Consider the following 25323-nt stretch of genomic DNA (forward strand, 5'->3'; position numbering starts at 1 on the left):
TCAATTTTTTAAAAGTTGATGATTCTGTTTTGGATTAATGATATTAAATGCAATTCCCGGGAAAAATCTATTGATAAAATTAAAGATTTTTGAGTCACCCACGCGAATTGTGTAATGATTTTTTGACAAGCCATTGATCAGTCCCTTGACCATCTCTTGGGAGCTTATTTTTTTATCATTTCTATCTGCAGTCATTTCGGTGGCTACAAGGGGAGGGATCAGTTCAAAAATTTTCACCTTGCTGCCGATAATCCTTAAATGTTCACGAAGTGATACCGTATAAAATGCCAATGCTGTTTTAGAGGAAGAGTAAGTTGCCTCAATCAACGAAGGCGTCATACTTAAGATGGATGTAGTATTAATGATTGCAGCCTCATTTCTGGATGTAAGCATATCCAGAAATATATTATTAAGCCTGATGACACCAAGATAATTCACTTCCATTTCGTAAGCCGCACCTTCAAGATGCTTAGCATTGGGGATACCCAGGTTCAAGGGTGGTACCAGAACCCCCGCATTATTGTATAAGATGTCAATTCCTCCTAATACTTTCACAGTATTTAAAAGAGCCTGGGCATCAGCTTCTTTTCCGGCATCACTTTGTATGGTAATGATGGATGGGAGTTCTTTTTTGGCAGCATCGAGCTTTGCCTGATTTCTCCCGGTAATAATCACTTTAGCACCAATAGCTAAAAATTTTTTGGCCGCTTCAAATCCGATGCCTGATGCGCCTCCGGTAATCAGGATGGTTTTTCCTTTTAAGTTCATTTCTAAATTTTTTATGTTATTAAATATGTTCTAAAATATACTTTTTAGTCTATTTTTTATTAAAAAAAATTATAAAGTGTATTGCTCTAATTCTGCTTTTAGATTTTTGATCAGTGATTGCATAGGTTTCATGGTATCCATCGTTCGGCACATCACAATACCGCCTTCTACAGAAGCTACCAATTTAAATGCAAAAACAACAGGATCGAGCCTGGAAGAATACTCACCGTTGTCAATTCCTTCTCTTAAAATAGAACTAAGTTCCTCTTGTCCAAGCCTGATTAATGTTGCTATCTTTTGTTTAATAGCCGGAAAATTATCATCTGCTTCTACCGCTGTATTGAAGATAGGGCACCCACCCGAAATATAAGTATTTATAGGATCTTTGTAAAAATCCAGGAATGCGGAAATTTTCGCTTTAGCCGTTTTCGAATTTGAAACTGCCAAATGTATTTTATCGGAAATCTTTTTCAGCATTAATTCAACCACCTGTGTAGTAAGGTCATCTTTATTTTCGAAATGACCATAGAGACAGCCTTTGGTTAGTTTCGTTTCTTCTAATACATCGTCAATATTCACTCCCGAGATACCTTTTTTGTTGTAAAGAGGTACAGCTGTTTCCAGGATAAATTGTTTTGTTTTTTCAGCTTTGGTCAACATTGATATTGAATTATGAAGCAAATATACTAAAAAGTATATTAAGTTATTAATATTCGTGAATAAATGTGGCTCTGTTCTTTTATGATGCCATGAAAAATTTGTAGACGCAAGACTAAAGGATCATTTTAGGTAATAGCTGAATGAGTTAGAGTATATAAAAAATATTCAATATTTCTGAATGTCATATTGAAGGCTGTATTTAGGTATTTTCCGTAAAATTCACATAGAGAATAATAAATTACTAAATGATTAATCTGACTTGTAAGTTTACCTTGCCTACCCCCAGAGCAGGGCATTTTGGGCACAAACAGGTTTTTTGGAATGTTGCAGAGAACCTCAATCTTTTCAAAATTTTCAGAAGCTATTTTTTATGACATTAAGAAGGGTAATACAAAAAATAAGAAATTATTACAAATGATGATTTCCATACACTTGAAATTTTTATATTTACAGTATCAAAATTGTTTCTTAAATAGTATTCAGACGCATTCGACGTCATTATTGCCGGCCTTTTCCAGGACTGGTCAACAAATTCTGTATTAATTTTAATGAAACAATATGAATCTTATAGATCCTTCAATCGATAGCTTTTACACTAAAAGGCAAGAAGAAAATAGACTTTCGACCGGCTTAGGTCCGTTAGAATTTGAACGTACTAAAATATTAATCAACTGTTACCTCAATAAATCATCTCACATTGCAGATATCGGCGGAGGCACCGGCCATTATGCGCAGTGGCTTGCGGGAATGGGGCATAGCGTAACTTTAATTGACCCTGTAAAAAAGCATATTGAACAGGCAAAAAAGCGCTCAGCGCGCGGTTTTCAGTTTACATGTCTACATGGGGAGGCCCGTAATTTACCTTTATCAGATTTAAGCCAGGAACTGGTCCTTCTTCATGGACCTCTCTATCATTTACAACAGTTAGATGAACGTCTGGCTGCACTTAAAGAAGCGGGAAGAATATTAAAAAAAGGGGGCGTTCTTTTGGGTTTTGCCATAACGCATTCGGCATCCGCAATAGCTGCTCTACAAAGTGGGCTTATCCATGATCAAAAGCTCTTTGCTATGTGCATTAGCGAACTACAGTCCGGTGATCACTTCCCGCCGGAAAATTATCCGTTAATGCTTCCGAAAGGCTTCTGTCATCGGCCCTCTGACTTAATTGAGGAGTTTGAAATGGCTGGATTTGAACAGCTCGATGTATTGCCTGTAGAGGGAATTGCCTGGCTGGACGGTAATTTTTTTGAAAGCTGGGCAGAAATGACGAAAAGAAATAAACTTCTGGAATTGATTAAATTAACGGAACAGGACCGGGAGCTGCTATGTTTCAGTCCCCATATCATGTTGGCAGAAAAAAAATAAAACTAATAAGTATAAATCTTAAAAATTTATGTGTATGGAAATACTTAATTTACAAAAGAAATCCGTTTGCATTAAAACTCTTATAATTCTGCTGATGTGCGTAAAAAACACAACAGCTTTAGGACAAACCAGATCGATCAAACGTCTCGATGGAACTTCATTGACCGTTTCACAGATTGACAGTACTGTTAAACATTTGATGACAGCTGCAAAGGTCGAAGGGCTGGGGCTTGCTGTAATAAACAATAACCGGGTAACGTATCAGAAAGCCTACGGCTTCAAAGATAAAGAAAAGAATATCCCATTGGATACAAGCACGGTGATGTACGGTGCTTCTTTCAGTAAAGCTGTTTTCGCCTATATCAATATGAGGCTGGCAGAGAAAGGTCTTATTGATCTGGATAAACCTTTGTTTAACTACTTAAAAAAGCCGCTGAGGGAATACGGTAACTATGAGGAGCTCGAAAAGGATGAACGCTGGAAGAAAATTACCCCGAGAATGTGCTTGAGCCACACCACAGGTTTACCGAATGTTTGGTGGATGAATGTTAAGACCGGAATACGGGATACCACGCTGGTAAACAGATTATATTTTGAGCCGGGAAGCCGCTATGCTTATTCCGGTGAAGGTTTCAAACTGCTGCAGCGCATTGAGGAAGTATATCTGGGAAAAGATCTTGAAACTTTAGCACGTGAGGAACTATTTGTGCCAGCTAAAATGAACAGAACCAGTTATCTCTGGCGCACTGAATTTGAAACAAATTCTGCCATTGGTTATGATGAAGACGGAAACGCTGGCGGTAAAGTCCGTTCACGAAAGGCAGTCGGAGCTGGATCGATGCTTACTACCATAAGTGATTATTCTCGCTTTATTTCGTATGTCCTGCGTCGGGAAGGACTGAGCGCTAAAACTTTTAAGGAAATGGTAAAGCCACAGGTTCGTATCCGCTCACTATATGAATTTCCAACCATGCTCGATGAAACTACGCATCGCGATGATAAAATTAACCTGTCATATGGCTTAGGCTTAGGCGTTATCAATACACCTTATGGAAAGGCATTTTTCAAAGGCGGTCATGATGACTGCTGGCGTAATTACAGTATTAGCTTCCCTGAAAAGAAAATAGCTATCGTAATAATGTGTAATAGTGGAAATGGTGAACGAATATTTAAGGAATTGCTGGAAAAATTGATTGGCGATACCTTTACACCTTGGGAATGGGATCGTTTTACGCCATATAATATATCTAAAAAGTAAGAATGTAAAACGGCATCTTCAAAGGATGCCGTTTATAATTTAATATTTGAATTTTAACAGTATTGGATTAGCTGTTAAAAGTAAAAGCTAATCTATGCTTATGTCAATTTTGATTTTTCATTGGCAAGAAGTTCCCTTACACAGACTTTACCAAATTCATCGGCTGCCAGTGGACTGTCTCCCGTAATCAGCTTTCTATCAACGTGGCAATCTCCTGCAATTTCCTTATTTAAAATTTCTATGCCAAGTTCTTTAAGCTTTTGGCCGTAAAACCAAGGCATTTCTCCCGGCTGATAACCGCTTTCCGGTAAAGTAAGGTCCATTTCATCAGGAAATGAATTGATTTTATATCCTTTATAAGGAAAATCTGTCCCGCTGCCATTAGTTGCGGCACTCAGCATTGCTGCCGGCCCGTGGCAGATAGCCAATAGATATTTATCTTCAGCAGCTACCCATTTGATGAGTTTTTTAAGATCTTCGTTTTCCGGTAATCCTAGCATTGCACCATGTCCACCAGGAATAAAAACAGCCACATACTCAGCATCAGACTTCATATTGCTGGCAACGAAGTCTTTCAGACTTTTGGGACTTGCTAATTGTGAATTATACTTTTCGAGAATCTTACCAATATCCTCATCTTCATAGGGCATCGCCCACATTTCAAATTTTACAGAGTGTCCTGTTGGCGTACAAAATTCAACTTCATACCCAGCCTCTTCAAAGTGGAGGATCGGGACAAGTGTTTCTACCGGATGATTACCTGTAGAGAATTTCTTACCATTTTTCATTGTCATATAGCGTTCCTCGGTACATACAACAAGAATCTTTTTTGTTGGATCCGTATTGCCATCGCTATAGGATTTTTTACTGTAATCTGTTTTTGAAGATACCATCGCTTTTCTTGAAAAGAATGACGGTTCGTAACCAATGCCGTCAAATACAGGCTCTTTGCTCAAATCGTTTGAAAATAATGACATAGTAATAAAATTTATGATTAGTAATTAGCATTTTTTATAACAACCAATAATTAATATAATTTCAACAGCTTATCATATACTATTGCTGTACATTTTTTTAATCTTTTTTAAAATATAACAATGTCAAAAACTATGCTGTTCTCAAAAAAAATACTTTTTTGATGCAATCATTGGTTTCACCAAGTACTGAATATTAAAGATCCCTATTTAATAGTAAGATAACTATATCAATCATTTTACAATAAAGGAGCTTTGAAAGAGCTCCTTTATTAATTTCAGTAATCCTATAAAACGTTTCGTTTGTTATTGATAAATCCTTCGCCATTTGGTCATTGTATTTCTGCTCAATCCAAAATGTTTGGCTACCTGAAGGTTATTTATTCTATGATTTTTTTGGTAATCGAGGATGCGTAAAATATCTGTTTCATTATAAGAACGAAGTTTTTGATTCATTTTTTTTAGATCTTGGTCTTTGGTACCAAATATTCTGTTATTCAGTTCCAGGATATCTAAGGCGGAAAGCATTTTTTTTTCTAATAATTTTTCGCATTCTGCTTTCTTATGTGGGTATTTTTGCTCAATAATGTCTGAATAGATCAGTTTATAATTAGGTTGATTCTGTTTTTTCATTTCTGATTTCTGATTTGATGCTGTTATTTATTATGGTATTATGTTTTGCTATCCACTTGCATAAGGTGGTATACGGGATACCGTATTCATCCGTAATTTGGCGCTTGGTCTTTTCTTGCTTCTCTATGAGTTCCAAAATAAAGTCTATCATTTCCTGAGTATAGATATTCTTCCGGAAACGGGGAAGTTTTGAAACATTGGATTCCCGGATTGAAGCAGAAGGTGGGGCATAGAGGATCAGATGTTGGGAATATAGTCTGAAGAAATCATATTCAAGCAGTTTGCTCCATCTCAATAAATTATTAGTGGATAGATCTTCCTGCATGTACATTTCGTTGATTTCAATTTCTGTACATTTCATAAAGTTGCAGATACGAGGTAAGTCAATGTTGTTTTCCTTAACCCGTAGTTGTATGAACTTTCCAATATGAATATTTCTAAAATTTGAATTCATAAGCAGTATTTCTTTTAAAAGGAAAGAGAAGGACATTTCAATAGTTGGATGATATTGCTCCATAAATGCCTTACTTAAAATATTGTTGATAGGGTATTATTACCGTTTTTTTGTCATTATCTGATTTCAGAGCCTAAAGTGTTATAAGTATATGCAATTCCGCATCATTCATGTAGTATTGTTTATAGTGTATCATCATTCATTTCATTTTGTAATAGACTGATTTAAAATTGATAGCCTTAGCTCTGTTCCGTACCTACTTCCCGGAGCTAAGGAGCTATCAATGATAAAGCTTGCTTCTTGTTAGTCAGGGCAAGTCTGTGTAGATATGCAGTGCCAAGCCATGGATGCATCACCTTCCTTAAGAGTGTAAATCTTCATACATTTATTGGTGGTATCGTACACCATCATACCTTCTACCGGAGCTGTAATGACAGGAGTTACCCCATCAGCAGCAACAGGTTGATTGGATGCATTGAACTTAACCCTGTTCGGAGCAAAACCTTTTGTTTTTGCTTCCAAAGCCAGCCAGCCACCTTTTCTTACCATAGGCCAGTTGTCTGTACTTTCAGCTCCGGCTCTTCCAAGAGAAGTAATTCCCACTTTTGTAGATAAGGCAGGATTACCGGCAGTAGCAGTAGCTCCAGGTTTATAGCAATAGGTTTGTCCTTCAGCAAATGTAATGTACCTTAAAGCACTATCTGGGTTGAAATCATTAATGAATACCCATCTTCCACCTGTAAATATTCCAGTAATTGTTTTTACGTTCGTTGTAAAAGCTTCATCATCTGCTACAATCATCTGGATGTTGTTTCCTGCGGAGAAAGTAGTTCCGTAGGCAGAGAGGTCGGCTTCAAAATATAAGGCGTCCGGAGTATTTGAACGTTGAGAAAGCCATATTCTCTGGATTCTCTTCATTGTATTTCCGGCAATCGTAGTGGTGACAAGCGGTGTTGCTGTAATATTGTTGTCTCCAAGGAGGAAGTATGTTTTATCATTTGCAAATCCTGTTCGCGCTGCAAGTTGATTGGCAGAAGCAAAGTCATTGATTGTGGCAACGGTGAGAATTGTTCCTGCATTGACACTTTTCGATACTTTTTGTTCCAGCATTTCAACATCATCACGAGATATTCCAAAGATATTATTATTGAACGTGGTATTGGCTGCTCCGTTCCATACTGTATTTCCATCTGTATCCAGATAATGATCAGTATTAACCTGTCCCAGCGTAATACCATACTTGATGGCAAGATAGGAATCAACTCTTCTACGTTCGGCCGGTGTAAGATTACCGGAACCGTAGATAATGGTTTCACCTAAATTACCTATGAACCCACGGTTATCACTGCCATTACCTCCAAATTGGGAATCACCGAATAAATGTCCTCCATTCAGGTTCCTTACACCAGTTCCTGCATGGTTGGTTGTTGCAAAATTAGCACTTCCGTTAAGAGCCTTAGTCGTTGTAAGTGCTGTAAACGTATGGTACATTATACTTGGGATTGTTGTGGAAAATGCTCCTGCCGGACTTCCATAATAATCAGTATTTCCACCTGTATTAGAAAGTCGTTCTATTCTGTTATCCATTACTATACCCAGTCCATCCCATCTGCGGATATCTCCGGTAAGCAATGCATTATCCACAAGAGACCTGAAGATACTAGAGTGAGAACCTCCGCTGGTCATACCTTCTTTAGTTAATGTAAATACATCATAAGAATCTTCGGAAAATGTTCGGACATTGATATTACCAAGAGTTTGTGTTCCTGCTGTAAAGTTAGCTCCCGGGTTGAAGTTGAAATAATTGGCACCGCCCACCTTGAATTTTGGTAGGGCATTGGTTCCCAACTGTCCTGAAGTGGTCCCTGAGAACTGGTCTGTCCATGCCGTAATATCTGTTCCATCTCCTGTGTTAATGGCATCTTTATCAGCTCGGTACCAATAAGAAAGATTATTCACAACTCCACCCGGAGCAAGTCCAAAACCTGCAAAAGTGAAAAACTGCCCATTGCTTAATGTTACATTGGCTGTTTCATAGATCACTCCATTGATGGTAATTTCCGTTGTCATTGGGGTAAAACTATCCGTTGTATCAAACGTTTCGTCTGAAGATTGTACCAGATATAAGTTTTTGATTCCCTTTGGCCAGGCAACGGTTACCTGTCCTACATTTCCTGTGTTCTGTGTCTTCCAAACCGATTCGAAGCGGAAATTAGTTTCTCCATGGGCACCGCCGGTATATACCAGTGGCGTTTTCAGCCCTTGCTTCAGATTGTTATCTCCGACCATCAGGAATTGCTGATTGTTTGGTAAATCAGTAGTGTTGGCAGCATTATTGTCTGCAAACCCTGTTGTTGAGATAACGAGCTTTTGTCCAGTATTAACACTTCCTGATTGTTTCTGGTTCAATACGGTAACCTCATCTTTTGCAATACCGAAAATATTGTTGTTATAACCGGTATTGATGGTTTTGTCCCATACTACATCATTATTGGTAGAAAGGTAATCCTCATTCAGGGTTACTCCATTCTTTACCGCAAGATAAGAGTTCACTCTGGACTGTTCATTGGCGGTTAAGGTACGTTTGTACCAGATCACTTCCATGATGTCACCCGGGAAAGCACCGGGAGCATCCCATCCTGCATGACCTATCCGCAGATTTGTACCGTAGATCTGGAATTTGTTACCTGTAGCAAAACCGGAAAAAGATTCATAGGAGCCATTTAAGCCTAATCTCTTTTCTCCTCCGGCAATTGAGGAAGTACCACCATTGGCTACCGTATTATTGGCAATTGCTGAAAATACATTGGAAACCCCGGTGTTGAAGGCTGCAGAAAAATCTGAGGACGTTGTTGTATTGAAATATTCATACTGTCTGGGTTTTCCATTGGCAATCGAAATACCAGGTTCGGAAGCATTTGTATCATCATCGATTCCTGTAATACGTCCGGTTCCGTTGGCTGCTGTTGGTCTTACAGCTGAGAAAATAGATGGATTGGAACCAGGCAGTTCAACATTACCCAAAGGATTCATTACCGAAGCAGAATTATAAAAGAGTTTAGAAGTGGTATATCCCGTAGTAAACGGATAGAAATTATGGTTTCTGTCTGCCGGTGATAAAGTTACTCCTCCTACATTGGGGATATTGTCTGCATTGGCAGACTGGTCTTTCCATGCTGTGGCAATGGCCCCGGCATCATCCGATTTTACCCAGAAATCAGGACCCATAACTCCTCCCGGAGCCTGTGCAAAACCTGCAAATGTGAAGAATTGCCCGTTTGGTAAAGTTACATTTGCTGTGTTGTACACTACACCATTTACAGTCACTTCTGTGGCCATCGGTGTAAAAGTATCTGTACCATCGAAGGCTGCATCAGATGACTGTACTAAATACAGGTTTTTCACGCCCTTAGGCCATGCAACTGTTACAGTTCCAACAGTGTTTGTATTTTGTACTTTCCAGATTGATTCAAAACGGTAGTTAGTTGCCCCGTTAGAACCAGCAGTGTAACTCAATGGCGTTGTAAGGCTTTGATTTAAACCATTATCTCCTGTAAGAAGGAATTGTAAATCGTTGGCTAAGCCTGTTGCATTTGCACTGTTACTGTCTGCAAATCCGGTAGTGGAAATTACAAGCTTCTGTCCAATATTTGTACTTCCGGACTGTTTCTGATGCAATGCTGTAATATTATCTCTTGCAATACCGAAGATATTATTATTATAACCTGCATTATTAGTTCTGTCCCATACTACACTGCTGATTGTAGAAAGGTAATTTTCGTTTAATGTAGTACCATTCTTTACAGCAAGGTAAGAGTTTACTCTTGATTGCTCGTCAGGTGTAAGTGCTCTTTTGAACCACAGGACTTCCATGATGTCACCAGGAAAAGCGCCTGGAGAATCCCAGCCGGCATGTCCTATTCTTAAGTGTTTTCCAAGCACATTAAAGGTATTTGTTGTACTGCCCAAATTAAAGGCTTCGTAGATTCCGTCTAACCCAAGTCTTCTTTCTCCTCTTCCCGAATTAAGTGCCTGATCTTGAATTGCAGAGAATACTGAGCTCTTATTTGTCGTAAACGCATTAGCAGCACTCATTGTGTTACTATTTGCCTGAGCTCCGCCATTTCCAAAATATTTGTACAAATGAGGTATTCCTGAATTAATAGAAATGCCTGGTTCAGATGCATTCGCATCATCGTCAATTCCTGTAATACGACCTGTTCCGTTCGTAGATGTAGGTCTTACTGCCGAGAAAACAGATACCGAACTTCTCATTGATGGGTCCGTATAAACGTTAGTCGTATTGAGTACACTATTGGTATTATAAAAGTATTTTGAAGCAGAATATCCCGTCGTATAAGGATGGAAGTTGTGTGCCCTGTCTGCAGGAGACAGCGTTATTCCTCCTACATTGGGGATATTGTCTGCATTGGCAGACTGGTCTTTCCATGCTGTGGTAATAGTCCCCGCATCATCCGATTTTACCCAGAAATCTGCTCCGTAAACTCCTCCGGCAACTGCATTTATAACATTTACCGTCAAGTCGCTTGTGCTGGTACAGGTACCTGTAGTTACTGTCCATCTGAAGGTATAGGTACCCGGAGAATTAAATCCTGTAACATTGGTATTGTATGCCGATGGTGTTACAATTACCGGATCGGTAGCCCCAACAGGTTTTGTTAACAGTGTCCAGGCACCTGTAGCAGCAACTTCCGGATTATTTGCATTAAAAGAGGTTTGTGTTGCTCCTATCAAAGTTTGAGCAGATCCTGCATTAGCACCCACCTGTGCGGATACGAATATTGAAAATGTTCCTTCTAAGGAAGATCCTGAGCAGGCATATTCTTTATCAAGGAATCTGGGATCCACTCCTCCTGCACCAGGAACGGCCTTTATCTTGAATATATATTCTCCCTGCTTATCCAGGTTACTTATCGTGGTAGAAGTATTGGTAAATGTTCTGAGATTACCGGATTCATAAACAGGATTGGCAGCCCCGGCTGGTTTGGAAACCAAAGTGAAATCATATCTGCCGGAAAATCCCTGAAGATAGCTGCTGTTGACTGCTCCCTGATATACAGCAGGTAAAGGAACCGTTGCCGTCACAACACCAGATCCTGAATAGCATATTGTAGTATTAGGTACAGACACATTCGGACGGCTGCCATCTGAAATATGGATATAATAGGACTGAGAGGTCTTGCATAGGCCATCACCTATAGATAATCCCACAATATAAGTCCCAGCTCTCCATCCTCCGGAAGGAGGAGTTACAATGACATTTCTATTCATTGTGCCTGCTCCGTTCAAAACCAGGGTAGGATTTCCTCCAGGAGGTGTAATTCCTGAATTATTGACTGTAGTGGTTATGGATGCTTGATTCGAAGGATCAATCTTAAAATAAAATGTGATAGGGGTTGTTTTACCCACCATATTGCAATATACTGCACCTCCACTGCCACCTGAAGAGTACACCATCATCTGCTCAGGATATGAGGAATCAATAAAACTGACTAACTTTGGATCTGTTCCGTTGTAGTTGTAGGTTATCTGAGGGGTTGTATAAGTTCCGTTTGCATTTGTTATGGTCATGGTGAATACATAGCTACCTGTAACATTTACACCATTGAAGTAGACTGAATCATTCCTTATTTGATAAAATGAAATATTTCCTCCTGCCGGCTGGCTGATAACATTTAAGGTAACTGTTGTCCCAAATGTGGGGTTTCCGGATGAATTCGCCGTATTGCTTGCAAACATTGGTGAGGTTCCACTCAAGCTGATATACCGGTTGGTTTCTGTTGATGAATAGCATCTGTTGTGGGTTGCCGAAAGACTGATTTGTGGATTGGGAATGAACCTTACAATGGCGTCATCTTCGTACCAGCAGTTCGGATTGTTGACGGATGTTATCCTTAAAACAGCACGATAAGCCGGATCAATGTCATGATTAGCTTTCTTTATAAGGGTCAGGGTAGGACTTGCCGTTGTCGCATTAGACATGGTGGCATTCGTGGTGGTGTTCTGACCATAATATTCTTTATTATAGATGTTGTAATACGTCCACGAAGCCGTATATCCTGCCGGTATTACTGCATTTAAGGTTGCAGTGCCGGTACTTGCAGAAACATTAGTGATGTCAGGCCCTGCAGTGAAGGTAGACACAGCTCCCGGTGCCGTAATGGTTACCTGTGAGGCTGCTGTTCCTGTAGTACAGTTCTGTGCAATCTGGAATACATAATTTCCCGGGGAGGTCATTCCTGTGACATTGGTATTATAACCTGTAGGGGTTACGATAATCGGGTCTGGTGCACCGGAAGGTTTAGATACAAGGGTCCATAATGGATTTCCAAGTGTGCTTCCCCCGGGGCTCCCCGATAGATTGGCAGATGTGCCACAAATGACGGTGTTGGCTCCTGCATTGATGTTGCAGTTTTGTGCCAAAATCATCATATTGCCCATAATGAGGAATATGAAGAAAAAGACGATTTGTTTTTTCATGATTTAATAGTTTTAGCCGGATTTCCGACAAATGTGTTTTGTAATGTGATATTTTATAAATAGGACTACGGCTTTTACGACTGAAGCATTAGAGGAAATCGATAAGAATTGCCGATTTCCAATACAGCCTTTGAAGACTTGCTATTAATACCTACTTGATTGCAAGCAGCCGTATTTATAAAAGTTGGGATTAATAAAAGTGTATTTTTTCCATATTTTAATTATTTAAGGTTTCCAGAAAGTCCAGACTGTGCCATTATATACAGCAAGTTGTCGTTTAATGGTGTCATAAGCCATCATTCCGGGAGCAGGGTCGATAATGTTGAGGTGTGGACTGGCCACTTTGGGTAATATCATCGCCTTGTCGGTATCGGATAAAACCAACATTCCGGGTGTACTGTCTGTGGCAGCTGCTGATCCGATGACTGATTTTGCGGTCGTAGATTCCGTTTTGTTAGTCTGGATCAAAATATTGGCTGTTCCGGTGTTGTCGACACTTAAATCAGTCCACATACCGGAGTCCTTCAGGTATTTTACTTTGTAGTCGGTGGTATCATAAATGATGGTGCCGTTGTCTGTAATTCCTGTTTTCGTTTCTACATAGGGAAGTATCAGTCCCCGGTTTTCTGTATCTGCAAATTCCAGAGACACCGAAGTATTGGTTACTGTCGGTTTTCCTATGGCAATCTGAGACTTTACAGTACCCGTTACAGCAAGTAGAATTGCTATGGGCAAAAGTTGTTTTTTCATGATTTTTAAGATTTATATAAATGGAATGTTTTCTTTCATGGTATTGGTTTCCTTCCAAAAGATGTATCAGGATGGTGGTCTTTTATTATTGTAGTGCTTGCTGCTCTGTAGATATCAATGATTATTCTTCCGTGATTTATTACGATTGGAAATCTTACCAATGAAGGTCTATTGGTAGTCCTGTTCTTCTTTTCCGATTTCAATCTGTGGTTGACAATACAAAGCATGATGCAGGCTATTGCATTAAATTTTTTTTGATTACTTTTTTATTGACAGTAAGAAATGATCTTACCTGTTCGCATCGGATGAGCCAGCGAATATGAATGAATGACGTGGAAATTTTCGTTGAATAAAAGCTATCTGATTTTGTTACATGATAGCCATGTATAGAAGTGGTGGAGGCCGGTTAAAGTTTTTTAGAAACCTTACATTTGAAAGGCCATGGTTTCTATAGATTGTTTTCAGAAAACTATCTAAGAGATAGATTTGGAGAATCATGCTGTTTTCAGACCCCAATAAATGGAACTTCATTATATGCTGATTGGGCCTTATGATTTGCTTTTCATTGTCAGAACCAGCCATTAAAGATTTCTCTGATTGGGTATCTCTGCTGAAACTTAATATGGTTTTATTGCTGCTTTTAACAGGTTGAGAAAGGCTTTCCTCTTTATTTTGCTTTTTTTTGCCGGATATGAATACACTTTTTCTTTTGTACTTCTTCTTTACCTTCTTTTTTGCCGGTTGATCAATATATACCTGTTCCTTACCTGAAACTACAGTACCCTCTGATATAAATAGAATAGCGGATGACGAAGGAGCATCTGATGAATAATCTTCACTATGCTTACAAACAGCCTTTACGATCTGAAAGTTGAGTATTAACAGGATGAATAAGAAAAATCTTCCCCCTCCAATTGAATGCAGAGAGAAGAGCTTGTTCATCATGTTATTTTCAGAATCGGTTGTCATTTTGGTGCAATATTATGACTACCGTAATGTCTGCACAAGCTTAATACTGGAATAATTCAGAAAGTTTCATATGCTGTTTAATCTGTTTTACAATTTTTCTATATTGATAATCAGTTGGTTGTGTTTTATTGCTTTATTTATGCAGCGTTTAAAAAAATCCCAACTAGGTATTTGAATTTTTGGGATATATATTTCATTAAATTTGCATAAATGATAATTATTATGAATGTGATTAATAATATGAAAGAATTAATTTCATAGAATTAATGAAGAAAGTATATTTATTTTTATAAGCATTCACACAAAATGTAAAACAGATAGATGCTGAATCCATGAGATACCATTATTGAGAAACTGAAATACATCTAAGAAAATCCATAGATTTAAAACAAAGGAGATCCCGTTGCTGACTGTCAGGATCATGAAAAATACAAACTCATTATAAAATATAATATTATGTCTGAAAAATTATCTTTGCGGATATCTTGCCTTGTCTGGAAAGGCAGCCATCTGTTTTTTCAAAGGTTACACACTATTTTTATCTCTTTTTTGTTTTTTCTTTTTTTCTCCATGGCAAATGCAGAAACAATTTTATGTCCTGAAAATAAAAATATAGATCAATTAATAGATCAGGCAATTTCTGTTAACAGCACCGGAAAAAGTAAAGAAGCCCTCAGATTGCTTCAAAAGGCTAATGATATCGCCAAGTCAGTAGGATGTGAAAAAGGAGAACTGAATACGATTCAAAATATAATGTTGGTCTATTCCCAATTGTATGATTATAAAAAAGCTTTGAAAATATCAAACCAAGTCAGAGATCTGGCAGTTCATCAGAAAAATTATAAAATATTAACCACTTTATATTGTACAAGAGCAACATTATATGAAAATCTGGGTTTATATGATGAGAGTCTAAAAGAGTATGATGCTGCATTGAAATATGCAAAACTGATTGCTGAAACTGATAAGAGACATTACGAGACTTCTTTTATTTATTATAATATGACTCCGTATTTTCAGGAACGGTCAGATAAAAAGGTTTTGTATTATCTGGAAAAAAGCAGGGAAGAAGTTTTGAAAATAAGTGATAATAGTAAAGATGTTCCTTTAGAGAAAAAGGTTGATATGCTGATCTCTGTAAATATAAACCTGGGGATTCACTTCAGGGATTCCAAAAATAAAGGAAGAAATGTCGGGCTGTCTGAATTCTATTTTATGGAAGCTTTGAAACAGCTTGATGTAGTTAAAGGGGAAATACGTCCTGATACAAAAATAGATTTATATCAGTCACTTCAGGAGTTTTACCAGATGAAAAAAGACTACAGGAAAGCAATAGAATATGGAGAGAATATGCTGGCTTTGGAGAAGTCCAACAGTATGCCTTATAACCGGAGAGCAGGATATATGGTATTGGCAAAATCTTATCTGGGAATTGGTGATCATTCACGCTCACAAAAATATCTCGATCTTTTTTCAAAATTGAATGACAGTATTAATTCCGCAGAAAAGCAAGCCGTAGAAGCTCCTGTCAAAAAAATGATTTCAGAAACTAAAATCAATGGCGAGAAAAAGATACAGAGAATTGCTGTTATTTCTTCTTCTGTTCTTATCCTTATTACCGGAGGAATGATGATACACCGTAGAAGAAGCCATAAGATCATTCATGAAAAATATGAAGATCTGATCGCTAAAATACACCATGAAGCTGAGGTCAATAAAATAGAATTGACCTCGGAAAAGAATAACAAAAGCAATGGAATAAAATCCTCAATTACAATTATAGATGAAACAGTAAAGGTATTACTTCTTAAGCTTGAAAAATTTGAGGCTTCAAAGAAATATCTCCGAAAGGATTTGAGTCTTACCTGGATGGCCAATAGCCTTACTACCAATCCAAAATATCTTTCAGAAGTGATAAAAACCTATAAGAACCATAACTTCACAAGTTATATTAACGAGCTTCGCATCAACTATATCATTAAGAAGCTTTATGAAGACCCAATTTACAGGGAATATAAAATAACCTATTTGGCGGAGGAATGCGGCTATGCTACACCAAAGGTTTTTGTCAATGCTTTTAAACAGCAAACAGGTTTTACTCCTTCTTATTTTGTAGAACAGCTGAAAGTCTCTGTATAATGTTTAACCTACCTACAATTTAACTTATGATATACTTCAAGGATCTGGTAAGATTTTTAGTTTTTGTAGGTTCTGAGATAGGATATCGCCCGTTTCAGGAATGGTAATAAAACTCTTGTACCACAAAGGATTCGATGGCAAAGAAGAGCCGACTGATAAAAACGGTAGAAAGAAAAGTCACTTGGATCCACCAGCCAAAACAAATTTGACTCCTTGCAAAGACTTTTCATTTTGACTTAAAAAACAGTCGTTTTGGCTACATCCGTTTTTGGACAGTGTTGCACCTTTGTATAAACAAAAATGAAAGTATATGAATATCGTTTTAACAGGCTCATTAGGCAATATCAGCAAGCCACTTACAATAGCGTTGATTGCAGAAGGACATTCGGTAACCGTTATTAGCAGCAAAGCCGACAAACAAAAGGAAATTGAATCCATTGGTGCCAAAGCGGCAATCGGGTCACTGGAAGACATCAATTTTCTAACAACAGCCTTTGCAGGGGCAGATGCTGTGTATTGTATGATCCCTTTCAATTTTATGGAAGAAGACCAAGCAGCCTATTTTAAAAGAATTGAAACCAACTATGTACAAGCAATCAGGCAAAATGGAATTGAAAAAGTTGTATTTCTAACCGGTTGGGCGGCTGATACGAGTGATTCTCTGCTGCTTAATCAGCTATCAGACAGAACGGTCACCGAGCTACGTCCCGGCTTTTTTTACACCAATTTTTACAATGATATCCAAACCATAAAAGAACATGATGCGCTGATGTCCGGCTATGGTGGAGATGATAAAATTGCATTTGTTTCACCCAATGATATTGCCGGGGTGGCTTTTGAAGAACTGACTGCACCTTTTCAGGGAAAAAAAGTCCGTTATGTGGCGAGCGAAGAGTTGAGCTGTGATGAAGCCGCAAAAATTTTAGGCGAAGCTATTGGCAAACCTGATCTGAAATGGATAGCACTACCGGAAGAGCAGCTGTTAAACGGCTTAATTCAATCTGGATTTCCACAACAGCTTGCCCATGATTTCGTAAGAATGCAGGCCGAGACACACAGCGGAAAAACATTTGAGAATTATTTAAAAAACAGACCCGAACTGGGAAAAACGAAATTGAAAGCTTTTGCTGAGGAATTTGCAAAAGCATACAATGAACAATAACTACCTTTGTATATGGAAGATACAAAACCAGTCAGAATAAAATCAATCAGCGAATTTCATCGGTTACGGGGTTTATCCAAACCTGAACATCCGCTGATCAGTATAGTAACAAAAGATGATTTTATCGGATTGCCCGGTCAAAGCACTATGAATGCTGTGTTTGATTTTTATTTTATTGCGTTGAAAAGGATGGCCGGTGTAAAGTATAGATATGGGCAGCTGCATTACGATTTTGAAGACGACGGTGTATTGTTCTTCATGTCACCGGATCAGATTCTCAATATTGAAATCAGTGAGAAAGAAGATGCTCCAGAATCTTCAGGCTGGATTTTGCTCATTCATCCTGATTTTATTTGGAATACGCCACTTGCAAAGAGCATAAAACAGTATGATTTTTTTGATTATTCAGTAAACGAAGCGTTGCTGTTATCAGAGAAGGAAGAAATAACACTCAATGGGATCATAGAAAGTATCAGGCAAGAGTACGGTGCCAATATTGACAAGTTTAGCAAACGGATTATCATTTCCCACGTTGAAGCACTGCTCAATTATTCTGAACGTTTTTACAACCGCCAGTTCATTACAAGAGAAAAGGCCAATCATCAGCTATTAGAACGTCTTGAAAAATTGTTGACAGGCTACTTTAAGAACGAGGATCTGATTTCAGAAGGTTTGCCGACAGTTCAATACGTTGCCGAAAAATTGAACGTTTCGCCAGGTTATTTAGGCAGCTTACTCAGAACACTTACCGGACAAAATACACAGCAACACATCCACAACAAGCTAATGGAAAGAGCCAAAGAAAGAATATCTACCACTGACCTCTCCATGAGCGAGATAGCCTATGAATTGGGGTTTGAACATGTACAATCATTCAGTAAATTTTTCAAGGCCAAGGCAAACGTTTCTCCTTTAAAATTCAGGCAGTCGTTTAACTGAAAAGTAAAATCAGTGTTTCTGCAAACAGAAATAGTAAAAATGCCTGCCGGAAGGGTGAATTTCTCTTGTAAAGGCTGGCTTTTAAAAGAGGTTGCCTGTTTTTAGAGAATCTCTTACAAAAGGAACATTGATTTGTTAAAGCAGCTATTGTACACTGTTATCACCAAACACTACAGTTCATCTGTTAAGGTATTCTATCTGCTTATACTCACTTCTCCTATATATTATCTGTATAAAAGTTATATTAATTTGATGTATCTTTTACAATTCAATTTTGTAAAGCGGCAATTTATTTAAATACTCATCCTAATCAATATCAAAAGTTGAGCATACAACCATTAATCGAATATTTTAAAAAATACCTTCCTTTAAATTCGGAGGATATAATTTTGCTTGCCGAAAGAATAAAACCTAGAAACATAAAACGCAAACAAATGATCTTGCAGGAAGGCTTCGTTTGTAAACATTATACATTTGTTGAGAAAGGCTGCTTTAAAATGTACGGTATCGATGAAAAAGGGACAGAACATAATCTGATGTTCGCAGCAGAAAACGATTGGGTTGCTGACCTGGGAAGTTTCTATTCCGGAAAACCAAGCAAACTGTTCATAGAGGCAATTGAACCTTCGACCATTCTGCAAATTGAGAAGCAGGACCTGCTCTATCTTTTTGTGCATTCACCAAAGTTTGACAGAAACTTTCGGGTGATCGTGGAGGAAAAGTTCATTGAACTTCAAAACCGTTTGTTACAAAATTTCAGTTCAAATGCAGAGCAACGGTATTTGGATTTCCTGGAACAATATACCGAGCTCGCTTTAAGATTACCCAACACTCAGATAGCTTCCTACCTGGGCATTACACCTGAATTTCTCAGCAAGATCAGGAAAAACAGAACATTAAAATAATAGGTATTCTTAAACTATATTAAGACTATTTCTTAAGCTTGTTTATGGTTAGGAAAGACAATTGTGAACCATCTTTGCATTGTAAAACCAATCAATATTACAAACTAAAAAAATAGAAATGGAAGTAACAAAAGAATTCTTTAATCAATTTTTACAGTTCATCAATACTGCTGACGAAGATCTGGCACAACAGTTAATAAGCCCGGCAGCGAGTTTCCACGTACCTTTCCAGGCCGACCCATTGCAGGGACCTAAAGGTTATTTGACGATTATTGGAATGATGCGCAACGGCTTTCCGGATATTCAGTGGAGTATTGAAGAAATGATCGCTGAGAATGATAAAGTAGCGGTTAGATTTACCATGAAAGGAACCCATAAAGGAACCTTTTTTGGCGTACCCGCAACTGGAAAATCGATTGCAGTTAGTGCAGTGAATTTTTACCGTTTGTCTGAAAACAAGATTATAGAAGAAGTAGGACAACCTGATTTGCTTGGTTTACTGACTCAAATCGGGGCTGTACCCACAATGTAATTATAGGCAAAGAATGAGCAATAACTAAATACAATTTTTATTACAGGAGCTGAGCTCACCCACTTTAGCTTTTATTATTACAGCAAGTATAAACGGTGAATTATTAAAAATATATACACATACTCAATACAGCAGATTTAATACAAAATAGTATCACTAAAAATTGCCTGTCTGCAACAACTTTATTAATATTGTGTCAATATGTTAATAATAAAATTTTTGAAAGTTTCCGGCTTTCCTAAAGCTTATAAAATGTTATTCTTTCTGTTCCTTCTTTTTGCTTCTTGTAAAGAATCTCAGAAAACGTCAGATAAAATTAGTATCGGATTTTCACAGGGACTTGGAAATCACCCCTGGAGATTGGCCATGAACCATGCTATGGAAATACAGGCATCACTTCATTCCGAAGTAGAGCTGAATATACAGAAAGCAGAAAATTCGGTTAGCAAGCAGGTTCAGGACATACAAAAAATGATTGACCGTAAGGTGGATGTGATTATCATCTCACCCATTGATCCGGAATCCTTGGTTCCTGTAGTAGAAAAAGCGGTTGCCAAAAATATTCCGGTTATTTTGCTCGACAGGAAGATCAATTCAGAAAAATATACGACCTATATTGGCGCAGACAACATGGAGATTGGCAAAGAAGCAGCCAATTACATTCTTTCAGATTCCAAAAATTATAAAAAAGTTATCGAAATAAGAGGTGACGACCAATCTTCACCAACCGTAGAAAGAAGCCTTGGCTTTCAGGAAATCATCAAAAACAATCCTAACGCAGATCTTTTAAAAACATTGAGAGGCCTTCCTGTAGACGCTTTCCGGAAAACATTGGATTCCCTGGGAAATCAAAGTCTGTATGTTTTCGCATTTAATGATGAGCTTGCCACTAATGCGTGGCAGATTGCACGGAATGCCGGTTTAGAAAATCAAATCAAATTTATCGGGGTTGACGGGCTGAATACAAAAGACGGCGGAATACAAATGGTTCTGGACGGAAAGCTGAATGCCACTTTATTGTATCCGACAGGTGGAGCAGAAGCCATTGAGACTGCCATTAAAATTCATAACGGTGTTGCCGTTCCGAAACGGATCAAGCTCAGCACAACGGTCATCGACAGGATGAATGCGGAAATTATGCGCAATCAGTTTGATAAAATTATTGAACAACAGGGTGTTATAGAAAATCAGGTACAGGCGGTTAAAAAGCAGATCGAACTTTATTCTTCGCAAAAAGAATTGTTCCGCTGGTCTATCATATTGCTGATTTTGATGTTTTGCCTCGTGGCCTATTCTATTTACCTTATCTATGCGATCAAGATAAAAAATAAGCAGCTTACCCTTACCAACGAGAGAATTACCATTCAAAGAAACCAGATCGAAACCATTGCCAACGAGTTGAAAGACAGTAATGAAGCGAGGGTTAATTTTTTTACAGGATTGTCTCACGAATTTAAAACACCCATTACGCTTATCCTCAGTTCATTGGAATCTATGATGGATTCCGGCAAAACTAAAGGCACAAAGCCATCCTATGAGTTGGAGCTGATCAATAAAAATTCCAACAGATTATTGAGGTTGGTAGATAACCTGCTGGATTTCAGAAAAATAGAAAATCAGACTTTTAATCTGAGAGTTTCCAGGACGAATATTTATGATTTTACGTATGCAATTTTCCGAGATTTTGAAAATGAAGCGAAGAAAAGAAATATTAAATTTGAAATTCATTCACAGAACAAAAGCCTTGAGCTTTACATAGACAGAAACCTGATGGATAAAGTCTATTTCAACCTTTTGTCGAATGCTTTCAAATTTACGCCGGACAATGGAAAGATTGAAATTTCGATTCAGGAAAAAGGCAATCAGGCAGTCATCAGCTTTAAAGATAACGGAATAGGAATCCCCGAAAAAGAGATCAGCAATGTCTTTGAAGCCTATTTCAAAGGTTCCAACAACAGAAAAAACAGTTCAGGGATTGGGCTTCATCTCAGCAGGCAGTTCATAGAGCTTCATCTTGGGAAGATAGAAGTGAGCTCTTTTCAGGGAACAGAATTTACCATCAGCCTTTACAAGGGAAACAAGCATTTTAACGAAGACCAGATGGTAAAAGAACCCAGTCTCGCAGATGCCGAAAGTCTGGTAAAAGATGCGGCTTTTGCAGGATTGGAAGATGAGACGATTACTCAAAATCAGGAATCTCAGGGCGAACGCTACTCGCTTCTTTTGGTAGAGGATAATTCGGATTTGTCCTTCTTTTTAAGCAACAAACTTCAGAATGAATTTGAGGTGATGGTTTCTGACGGTACGGATGCGATTGATAAGGCATTGAGTGAAATTCCCGATATTATAGTCTGTGACGTCAATCTTCCTGACAAAAATGGTTTTGAAATCTGCGAAATCCTGAAAAACGACCTTCGCACATCCCATATTCCGGTCATTCTTCTGACAGCCTTGGATAATAAAGAATCTTACCTTCAAGGTTTGAAATCCGGCGTTGATCTTTATCTTACAAAACCTTTCAGTTACCCGATTCTGATACAGTCGCTGCGTGCGCTGCTTTACAACCGTGAAAAACTGCGTTACTATTATACAAACAATATTGGCAGAATTGTGGATAGCAAGTCGTTCGGAAGCATAGAACAAACCTTTGTGAACAATCTGAACCAGCTCATCAAAACGAATATCGACAATCCCGATTTCTCAGTAGAAAATCTTGCAGACCTGCTCCATATTTCCAGAATTCAGCTGTATAGAAAGATAAAAGCGATGTTTGATGTAAATGTGAGTGATTATATCAACAATTTCCGTCTGGAGCAAGCTAAATCAATGCTTCAAAATCCTGAACTGACGATTTCTGAGATTGCTTACAAAACCGGGTTTTCTTCCCCGAATTATTTCTCCACTGTTTTTAAAAATAAGTTTGGCGTATCACCGAATGCTTTTAGAAAGTCTGAAGGTAAGGAGTGATAAAAAATTACGGAATATGATTTTTAACAATAAATAACAAAATCTGATACTTTAATCTTATTTAGATAAAAAAAATTATTGTTGTGCGATGAAAATAAAAATACAATTAACAGGTCGCTCCTCTGGAGCTTAATTTAAATACAATTACTTTCTTTCTATTAACAGTTTAGCTCCTATTGGAGCTGCATTTCGTCCTGTAAGGACTTACTGTTAATAAAAAAAAATAAAGTCAAAAAAGCAAAGCTCCTTAGGAGCGAACTGTTAATTTATCCCATAAACATTGTATTAGTCAATTTGTTTACAATTTTTAGAGGGCAACAATGAAAAAAATCTTCACATCTAATATTTTTCAGCAGTGCTTAAACTGCTGCTTTTTTATTACACATTTTCAACAACGCATCTTCATTCGGATGAAAAACAGTTTTCTCAGAGCAATTGTAATTCCCAAAAGTTACTATCCAAAAAGTCTACACCTTGATCCTTTTTCGGTTAAAATTTTCATAACATTAATTGTTCTTAAACCATAAAAACAGCAAAAAACACGTAACATTTTTATAAAACAATGTTACATTTTTGAAACATGATTAAACTTTAATAAAATTTTCATTAAATAATATATTGATATTTAATTAGTTATGATTATTTAACAAATAGTTAACCTTGCTGAAACATTTAGTTACATAATTAAACCTTCAGGTTGCCGCCCCGGGATATATTAGCCACAAACAAATAAATATTTTAACAGATGAATAAAATTCTTATGTGGTCTATCACGGCAGCTTTGGCAGGATTTCTTTTCGGATTTGATGTGGTAGTGATTTCCGGCGCAGACAAAAAACTGCAGACCCTCTGGAACAGCTCAGATGCATTTCACGGAGCCGTCGTGATGGGAATGGCATTATGGGGTACAGTGATAGGGGCTATTTTTGGCGGAATACCGACTAATACATTAGGACGTAAAAAAACGCTACTGATCATTGGTGTCTTATATGCGCTTTCAGCAATAGGAACTGCACTTTCCAATGATCCTTATCTGTTTGCATTTTTCAGGTTTATCGGTGGTTTGGGCGTTGGTGCCTCTACAATTGCTGCACCGGCTTATATTTCAGAGATTGCACCTGCAAAAGATCGTGGCAGAATGGTTTCCCTGTACCAGTTCAATATTGTCCTGGGGATTCTGATTGCATTTTTATCAAATTATTTACTAAGCGGAATCGGCGATAACGACTGGAGATGGATGCTTGGAGTACAGGCAATTCCCGCGGCTATTTATACAGTATGTGTATTCACCATTCCTGAAAGCCCAAGATGGCTGGTTTCCCATTCCAGAATAGAAGAAGCGAAAAAAGTGATGAAAATCCTGAGCCCGGATCAGGATTCTGAAACTTTAATCATGCAGATGGAAGATGACCACGCAGAATCGCCAAAGGAAAACATCTTTATGAAAAAATACCGTTTTCCGCTGATGCTGGCTTTTCTTGTAGCCTTTTTCAATCAGATGTCGGGGATTAACGCATTCCTGTATTACGCACCAAGGATTTTTGGTGAAGCAGGTTTGGGGGAGAAAACAGCACTACTCAGCAGTATCGGGATTGGCGTTGTGAATATGGTTTTCACCCTGGTTGGCGTTAATCTCATTGATAAGGTCGGAAGACGAACATTGATGTATCTAGGTTCCGTTGGTTATATTATTTCTTTAGGGCTGGTTTCTATGGCGTTTTATTTCCATTGGTCGGGATTGGCTATTCCTATTTTCCTATTCTTGTTTATTGCTTCGCACGCTATTGGTCAGGGAACCGTGATCTGGGTCTTCATTTCAGAGATTTTTCCCAACCATCTTAGGGCATCGGGGCAGGCTTTCGGCAGTTCCACACACTGGCTTTTGGCTGCGATTATTCCATCCTTGATTCCTACATTATTTTCTACCATCGGAGCCGGGACTGTATTTTTAGTCTTTACCGTGGCAATGGTATTTCAATTATTATTCGTGATGTTTATGATGCCGGAAACCAAAGGTATATCACTGGAGAAATTAAGCAGAACACTAACCAAATAGATTTAAAAATCAATATAATCATCGAAAGAATGCTTATATAAATGGAATAATGTGTCTTTAAATAAGCTCAGTTCGGGATAATGAATTGTTGTAAACTTTTTAACGCTATGGCCACAAAGACTTATTTGGAGTTGAAAACATTTCCGTTCGCAACGGCGTTCTACTCAGCTGTGTATGCAATTAGCCTTTCTTTTTGACCATAGCATTAAGAATAAATAACAAATAATCAAATATTTACAAGCAATTCTTATCCGAAATCAGATTAAATAATTCAAAAACTCTTTTTAAAAT

At 37.9% G+C, this 25323-nt stretch carries 17 protein-coding genes; 9 read left to right on the forward strand and 8 right to left on the reverse strand.

Annotated features, from left to right (window positions below; all coding sequences use genetic code 11):
- Positions 1 to 768 (reverse strand): SDR family NAD(P)-dependent oxidoreductase, encoded by a 768-nt coding sequence (locus tag LQV47_RS08650; RefSeq protein WP_230035927.1) that lies wholly within the window; start codon positions 766 to 768, stop codon positions 1 to 3.
- Positions 769 to 837: 69 nt separating this feature from the next.
- Positions 838 to 1428: a TetR/AcrR family transcriptional regulator gene (locus LQV47_RS08655; protein WP_230035929.1), complete on the reverse strand. Its 591-nt coding sequence runs from the start codon at positions 1426 to 1428 to the stop codon at positions 838 to 840.
- Between the two features lie 558 nt (positions 1429 to 1986).
- Here LQV47_RS08655 and LQV47_RS08660 point away from each other — a divergent pair.
- Complete coding sequence (locus LQV47_RS08660; RefSeq protein WP_230035931.1) at positions 1987 to 2793, forward strand: class I SAM-dependent methyltransferase; 807 nt, start codon at positions 1987 to 1989, stop codon at positions 2791 to 2793.
- Between the two features lie 34 nt (positions 2794 to 2827).
- On the forward strand, positions 2828 to 4051 hold the full coding sequence (locus tag LQV47_RS08665; RefSeq protein ID WP_230035933.1) for a serine hydrolase domain-containing protein: 1224 nt from the start codon (positions 2828 to 2830) through the stop codon (positions 4049 to 4051).
- Between the two features lie 98 nt (positions 4052 to 4149).
- Here the strand turns inward: LQV47_RS08665 and LQV47_RS08670 are convergent, their stop codons facing one another.
- The 6 genes from LQV47_RS08670 to LQV47_RS08695 all read right to left on the reverse strand — a co-directional run bounded on the left by LQV47_RS08670 (position 4150) and on the right by LQV47_RS08695 (position 14332).
- Positions 4150 to 5028, reverse strand: a complete 879-nt coding sequence (locus LQV47_RS08670; RefSeq protein ID WP_230035935.1) for a DJ-1/PfpI family protein — start codon at positions 5026 to 5028, stop codon at positions 4150 to 4152.
- A 303-nt stretch (positions 5029 to 5331) separates the two neighbouring features.
- Positions 5332 to 5658, reverse strand: coding sequence for a helix-turn-helix domain-containing protein (locus LQV47_RS08675; RefSeq protein WP_230035937.1), 327 nt, complete (start codon positions 5656 to 5658; stop codon positions 5332 to 5334).
- The gene (locus tag LQV47_RS08680) at positions 5636 to 6019 is read right to left on the reverse strand and encodes a hypothetical protein (RefSeq protein ID WP_354960581.1); all 384 of its coding nucleotides are present in this window, start codon (positions 6017 to 6019) and stop codon (positions 5636 to 5638) included. Before LQV47_RS08680 ends, LQV47_RS08675 begins: the two co-directional genes overlap by 23 nt.
- A 396-nt stretch (positions 6020 to 6415) precedes the next feature.
- The gene (locus LQV47_RS08685) at positions 6416 to 12613 is read right to left on the reverse strand and encodes a hypothetical protein (RefSeq protein WP_230035941.1); all 6198 of its coding nucleotides are present in this window, start codon (positions 12611 to 12613) and stop codon (positions 6416 to 6418) included.
- 225 nt (positions 12614 to 12838) lie between these two features.
- Positions 12839 to 13363 (reverse strand): hypothetical protein, encoded by a 525-nt coding sequence (locus LQV47_RS08690; RefSeq protein ID WP_230035943.1) that lies wholly within the window; start codon positions 13361 to 13363, stop codon positions 12839 to 12841.
- A gap of 369 nt (positions 13364 to 13732) precedes the next feature.
- Complete coding sequence (locus tag LQV47_RS08695) at positions 13733 to 14332, reverse strand: hypothetical protein (RefSeq protein ID WP_230035945.1); 600 nt, start codon at positions 14330 to 14332, stop codon at positions 13733 to 13735.
- A 570-nt stretch (positions 14333 to 14902) separates the two neighbouring features.
- Here LQV47_RS08695 and LQV47_RS08700 point away from each other — a divergent pair.
- From LQV47_RS08700 to LQV47_RS08730, 7 genes are all read left to right on the forward strand, one after another.
- Positions 14903 to 16471 carry a helix-turn-helix domain-containing protein gene (locus LQV47_RS08700; RefSeq protein ID WP_230035947.1) on the forward strand — a complete coding sequence of 523 codons (1569 nt, stop codon included), beginning with the start codon at positions 14903 to 14905 and terminating at the stop codon, positions 16469 to 16471.
- A 310-nt stretch (positions 16472 to 16781) separates the two neighbouring features.
- Entirely contained in the window at positions 16782 to 17633 is an 852-nt protein-coding gene (locus LQV47_RS08705) for an NAD(P)H-binding protein (protein WP_230035949.1), read from the forward strand.
- A 12-nt stretch (positions 17634 to 17645) separates the two neighbouring features.
- Complete coding sequence (locus tag LQV47_RS08710) at positions 17646 to 18572, forward strand: helix-turn-helix transcriptional regulator (protein WP_230035951.1); 927 nt, start codon at positions 17646 to 17648, stop codon at positions 18570 to 18572.
- Between the two features lie 323 nt (positions 18573 to 18895).
- Positions 18896 to 19477, forward strand: a complete 582-nt coding sequence (locus LQV47_RS08715) for a Crp/Fnr family transcriptional regulator (protein ID WP_290368643.1) — start codon at positions 18896 to 18898, stop codon at positions 19475 to 19477.
- Between the two features lie 118 nt (positions 19478 to 19595).
- Positions 19596 to 20009 carry an ester cyclase gene (locus LQV47_RS08720; RefSeq protein ID WP_230035955.1) on the forward strand — a complete coding sequence of 138 codons (414 nt, stop codon included), beginning with the start codon at positions 19596 to 19598 and terminating at the stop codon, positions 20007 to 20009.
- A 201-nt stretch (positions 20010 to 20210) separates the two neighbouring features.
- On the forward strand, positions 20211 to 22976 hold the full coding sequence (locus tag LQV47_RS08725) for a substrate-binding domain-containing protein (protein ID WP_230035957.1): 2766 nt from the start codon (positions 20211 to 20213) through the stop codon (positions 22974 to 22976).
- A gap of 745 nt (positions 22977 to 23721) precedes the next feature.
- Positions 23722 to 25032 carry a sugar porter family MFS transporter gene (locus LQV47_RS08730; protein WP_230035959.1) on the forward strand — a complete coding sequence of 437 codons (1311 nt, stop codon included), beginning with the start codon at positions 23722 to 23724 and terminating at the stop codon, positions 25030 to 25032.
- Positions 25033 to 25323: the final 291 nt, after the last annotated feature.

The organism is Chryseobacterium sp. Bi04 (assembly GCF_918698085.1).
GTDB lineage: Bacteria > Bacteroidota > Bacteroidia > Flavobacteriales > Weeksellaceae > Chryseobacterium.

Coding starts and splice junctions, on each gene's coding strand:
- LQV47_RS08650 (WP_230035927.1), bottom strand. CDS start 768: ATGAACTTAAAAGGAAAAACCATCCTGATTACCGGAGGCGCATCAGGC.
- LQV47_RS08655 (WP_230035929.1), bottom strand. CDS start 1,428: ATGTTGACCAAAGCTGAAAAAACAAAACAATTTATCCTGGAAACAGCT.
- LQV47_RS08660 (WP_230035931.1), top strand. CDS start 1,987: ATGAATCTTATAGATCCTTCAATCGATAGCTTTTACACTAAAAGGCAA.
- LQV47_RS08665 (WP_230035933.1), top strand. CDS start 2,828: ATGGAAATACTTAATTTACAAAAGAAATCCGTTTGCATTAAAACTCTT.
- LQV47_RS08670 (WP_230035935.1), bottom strand. CDS start 5,028: ATGTCATTATTTTCAAACGATTTGAGCAAAGAGCCTGTATTTGACGGC.
- LQV47_RS08675 (WP_230035937.1), bottom strand. CDS start 5,658: ATGAAAAAACAGAATCAACCTAATTATAAACTGATCTATTCAGACATT.
- LQV47_RS08680 (WP_354960581.1), bottom strand. CDS start 6,019: ATGAAATGTACAGAAATTGAAATCAACGAAATGTACATGCAGGAAGAT.
- LQV47_RS08685 (WP_230035941.1), bottom strand. CDS start 12,613: ATGAAAAAACAAATCGTCTTTTTCTTCATATTCCTCATTATGGGCAAT.
- LQV47_RS08690 (WP_230035943.1), bottom strand. CDS start 13,363: ATGAAAAAACAACTTTTGCCCATAGCAATTCTACTTGCTGTAACGGGT.
- LQV47_RS08695 (WP_230035945.1), bottom strand. CDS start 14,332: ATGACAACCGATTCTGAAAATAACATGATGAACAAGCTCTTCTCTCTG.
- LQV47_RS08700 (WP_230035947.1), top strand. CDS start 14,903: ATGGCAAATGCAGAAACAATTTTATGTCCTGAAAATAAAAATATAGAT.
- LQV47_RS08705 (WP_230035949.1), top strand. CDS start 16,782: ATGAATATCGTTTTAACAGGCTCATTAGGCAATATCAGCAAGCCACTT.
- LQV47_RS08710 (WP_230035951.1), top strand. CDS start 17,646: ATGGAAGATACAAAACCAGTCAGAATAAAATCAATCAGCGAATTTCAT.
- LQV47_RS08720 (WP_230035955.1), top strand. CDS start 19,596: ATGGAAGTAACAAAAGAATTCTTTAATCAATTTTTACAGTTCATCAAT.
- LQV47_RS08725 (WP_230035957.1), top strand. CDS start 20,211: ATGTTAATAATAAAATTTTTGAAAGTTTCCGGCTTTCCTAAAGCTTAT.
- LQV47_RS08730 (WP_230035959.1), top strand. CDS start 23,722: ATGAATAAAATTCTTATGTGGTCTATCACGGCAGCTTTGGCAGGATTT.